Origin of the sequence: Streptomyces sp. NPDC057565, assembly GCF_042801455.1 — a bacterium.
Taxonomy (GTDB): Bacteria; Actinomycetota; Actinomycetes; order Streptomycetales; family Streptomycetaceae; genus Streptomyces; species Streptomyces yanii.
In genome coordinates this window covers 1-2,381 of the sequence record NZ_JBHVFU010000158.1, presented here as the reverse complement: position 1 = coordinate 2,381, position 2,381 = coordinate 1, and the positions used below count along the sequence as shown (strand labels likewise).

Sequence of the window (2,381 nt, the reverse complement as noted above, 5' to 3'; positions counted from 1 at the left end):
CCTACAAGCTCGCCCCCGAATGCCTACCGCCTCAAGCTTCGCCCACCGACAGCCGCCCTTGACTTGGCGGCTGCGACGCTAACTTCGTGGCATTGCTTCAACCGCATGCTCGGCTGCCTCCACCACTGCCTCACACGCCGCGTCCACTACAGCGAAACCGTGGCCTTCCCCGCCCCGTCAGACTCTCAACTCGCAGAGGTCGCTTGACAGTTCTTCCGCATCGGATGTCTTCTTCCCGCCGTCGTAGCCGCGTGAGGTGGCCGGCACCGTCGCGGCGGCCCGCACCGACTACGCGTCGATGATCCCCGCGGTGGAATCGGACTCACGGCCTTCGTGTTCCCTCACCCGTGCCCGCAGCCGGTCGTGGAACTCGGTGATCAGCCCGTGCTCGCGCCAGCGGCGGAAGAAAGTACTTCGCAACCAGCCAGTCCCCCTCAAACAGTGCACGGCGCCGGATCCGGCGTCTGCCACGCCGCCATCTGGTCTCGGAACTTCGGGCATCTGACGATGTCCTCTTCGCTGCATTTGAGGGCATGGGTCAGGAGCTGATGGGCGTGGTCGAGATCGACCATGCGCTGCTCGATCTCGCTGATCTTGGCGCGGATCATCGCCTTTCTGCGTGGCTGCTCCTGCTGGAACTCGTTGATCTCGACCAGGGTCAGCCCGGCCTGCTGGCACTTGCGAAGTACCGTGATCCGCTCGGCGGCCTCCGGCGGATAGCGCCGCTGGCCGCTCTCACGCTCGGGCGCGGGCAGCAGGCCATGGCGCTCCCAGTACCGGATGGCCGAAGCGGGCACTCCGGTGATCTCGGCGAGTCGGCCGATCGTCATGCGCACGTTCCGCTCCTCCTGCTCCTCGCCGGTTCCGGCATTTGACTTAAACCTTAGTTCAAGTTGAAGAGTGGTCGGCACGTGGACAGCGGCGAACGAGCGGCCGCTGGCAGCGCACTTGGAGATACCGCTATGAGCGACACGTACGTACGGAAAGAGCGGGCCGACCAGCTGGTGGAAGCCACTGAGAAGCTTTTCGCGGCCGGGGTGATGTCCCACTCAGGGCACGCCAACCTGAGCGCCAGGCTTGACGGTGAGCGCCTTCTGCTGACGCCGGGGTTCGTCCGCGGCCTGCGGCCCGAACAGCTGGCGACCGTCGGTTTCGACGGGCAGGTCCTGGAAGGCGAGCTGCAGTCCGTCAGCGCCGAGATCATCGCCATGCACAGCGCCGTGTACAAGGCCCGCCCCCACGTGGGCGCGATCATCCACACCCACTCGCCGTCCGCGACCGCCTTCGCCGTGGCCCACCGGCCGTTGCCCTGCCGCACCGAGCCGATGCTGCGCTTCGGACAGGCCGAGGACGTCCCCGTCGTTCCCTGGGGACCTCGCGGATCGGACGTGTCGGTGCGCGGTATCGCCGACGTGCTGGAACGGTGCCCGACGACGGCCTCGGTCCTGCTGGCCAACCACGGCCTCTTGGTGTTCGGCCCGGATTCGGCGGCCACCGCCCACCTCGTGGTGGCGATCGAGGAGAGCGCCGAAGCCGAGATCGCCGCCGCGGCGATCGGCGGGGCCGTGGACTTCCCCCCGGGCGCCCAGGAGGCCGTGCGCGCCGCGATCGCGCGGGCCAGGTCATGACGGACGACACCCTCGCCTCCCGTACGGAGGCCATACGCGACCGTTACCGCTCCACCCTCGGAACCGTTCCCGGCGGGGTGCAGGAGAGGCTGCGCCTGGCCCACAAGTTCGGCCGACTGCCGACCGAAGAGGCTATCGCGGCACTGCGCCACATCGTGCTGACCGACAATCCGCTGGGAGCGCGGGTGCAACAGCTCGTCCACTTCGGGCAGCTGCTGTCCCTTGGCCGGGCACACCCCGCCCGGATCCACGCCCAAGGCGCACTCCACGCCGGAGCTGGCATCGCCGACCTCATCGGCGTCGCCGAGACCGCGCTCATCACCGCGGGCGTGCCGGCGTACGCACTCGGCACCGAGATCATCGCCGAACTCCTGCCGCACGGAGACGACGGCGAAGAGAAACCATCGGATCGTGCGGGCGGCCCGATCCGGCTCTGAGACAGAAGTCCAACTCAGGGCATTGCCAACTTGTTGGTGCGCGGTTACTTGAGGGGGTGCGGGGGTGTGCTGGGCTTGGTTCCGCCTCTGGTTCAGGCCTCGGTGGGCAGGGCGGTAGTGCCGGTGATCTCGTTCCACATTCCGAAGCGGTGGCGCATCTCGGTGCGGTAGCCGGTGGCGGTCATCCGGTGGCGGCGGGGCCGGAAGTGCGGCATCTGGCTGAACGCGGAAGGGGGCACTGTCGCGTTGACTGACCGGGTGGGATGATCTTCTGGTTGGTCATGCTGGGAAGGGGACGTCCGTGGACAGCGCGCCG

General features: G+C 68.0%; 5 protein-coding genes. 2 read left to right on the top strand and 3 right to left on the bottom strand.

Annotated elements, in window-relative coordinates; all coding sequences use genetic code 11:
- Nucleotides 1–288: 288 nt before the first annotated feature.
- Together ACFU8W_RS52290 and ACFU8W_RS52285 are read right to left on the bottom strand one after the other, a co-directional pair.
- A complete protein-coding gene (locus ACFU8W_RS52290) occupies nt 289–420 on the bottom strand; it encodes a hypothetical protein (protein WP_384052935.1) in 132 nt (43 codons plus the stop codon).
- A 14-nt stretch (nt 421–434) separates the two neighbouring features.
- Complete coding sequence (locus tag ACFU8W_RS52285; RefSeq protein WP_384052937.1) at nt 435–830, bottom strand: MerR family transcriptional regulator; 396 nt, start codon at nt 828–830, stop codon at nt 435–437.
- A 132-nt stretch (nt 831–962) separates the two neighbouring features.
- On the opposite strand from ACFU8W_RS52285, the gene ACFU8W_RS52280 reads away from it, so the two are divergent.
- Together ACFU8W_RS52280 and ACFU8W_RS52275 are read left to right on the top strand one after the other, a co-directional pair.
- Nucleotides 963–1,628 (top strand): class II aldolase/adducin family protein, encoded by a 666-nt coding sequence (locus ACFU8W_RS52280; protein ID WP_384052933.1) that lies wholly within the window; start codon nt 963–965, stop codon nt 1,626–1,628.
- Complete coding sequence (locus ACFU8W_RS52275; protein ID WP_384052931.1) at nt 1,625–2,065, top strand: carboxymuconolactone decarboxylase family protein; 441 nt, start codon at nt 1,625–1,627, stop codon at nt 2,063–2,065. Before ACFU8W_RS52280 ends, ACFU8W_RS52275 begins: the two co-directional genes overlap by 4 nt.
- 92 nt (nt 2,066–2,157) lie before the next feature.
- On the opposite strand, the gene ACFU8W_RS52270 is transcribed toward ACFU8W_RS52275, so the two are convergent.
- On the bottom strand, nt 2,158–2,304 hold the full coding sequence (locus ACFU8W_RS52270; RefSeq protein ID WP_384052929.1) for a hypothetical protein: 147 nt from the start codon (nt 2,302–2,304) through the stop codon (nt 2,158–2,160).
- Between the last annotated feature and the right edge of the window lie 77 nt (nt 2,305–2,381).

Excerpts from the sequence above, each read along its gene's own strand:
- ACFU8W_RS52285 (WP_384052937.1), bottom strand. The coding sequence starts at position 830 with ATGACGATCGGCCGACTCGCCGAGATCACCGGAGTGCCCGCTTCGGCC.
- ACFU8W_RS52280 (WP_384052933.1), top strand. The coding sequence starts at position 963 with ATGAGCGACACGTACGTACGGAAAGAGCGGGCCGACCAGCTGGTGGAA.
- ACFU8W_RS52275 (WP_384052931.1), top strand. The coding sequence starts at position 1,625 with ATGACGGACGACACCCTCGCCTCCCGTACGGAGGCCATACGCGACCGT.